Origin of the sequence: Fulvivirga imtechensis AK7 (assembly GCF_000331535.1) — a bacterium.
Lineage (GTDB): Bacteria > Bacteroidota > Bacteroidia > Cytophagales > Cyclobacteriaceae > Fulvivirga > Fulvivirga imtechensis.
The window spans coordinates 1-465 of sequence record NZ_AMZN01000197.1 but is presented as its reverse complement, the minus strand read 5'-3'; the positions used below and the strand labels follow the sequence as shown (position 1 = coordinate 465).

Genomic DNA, 465 nt, shown 5'->3' with positions numbered 1-465 from the left:
GAAATTACTATACAGAAGGCCGGCATACCTGATTTGCACAGATCCCGATATGAATATTGATAAACTGCTCCAGGCTTACCTCTGGAGGTGGGGGATTGAAGTGAACTTCAGAGAAGAAAAAACAGTGCTCGGATGTGGACAGGCTCAGGTGAGAACGCCTTCCGCAGTAGAAAAGGTACCGGCATTTATCACCGCTGTTTATGCGATGCTCCAACTGGCTGCTAACAAGGTGTTAGCTCAGCAGGGAAATAAGCTTCCAAGGTCCAAATGGTACCCACATAAAAAGTCCAATACTTCCACAACTGGTGATATCATCAATCAGTTTCGCTCACAACTATGGGCTAAATGCATGAACATTAATTTTACCCACTTCGTGAACCTTCATACTACGATGCAAAGTAGGAAAATTAGACCAGAACCTGTTCAGGCTGCTGTTTTTTACTGTAGAAAATAGCCAAACTAAAG

The 465-nt window shown here is 43.4% G+C and carries 1 protein-coding gene; it reads left to right on the top strand.

What is annotated here, in order from left to right:
• Window positions 1–454: hypothetical protein (locus C900_RS27745; protein WP_040497727.1), on the top strand; the 454-nt coding region annotated here is incomplete at its 5' end.
• Window positions 455–465: the final 11 nt, after the last annotated feature.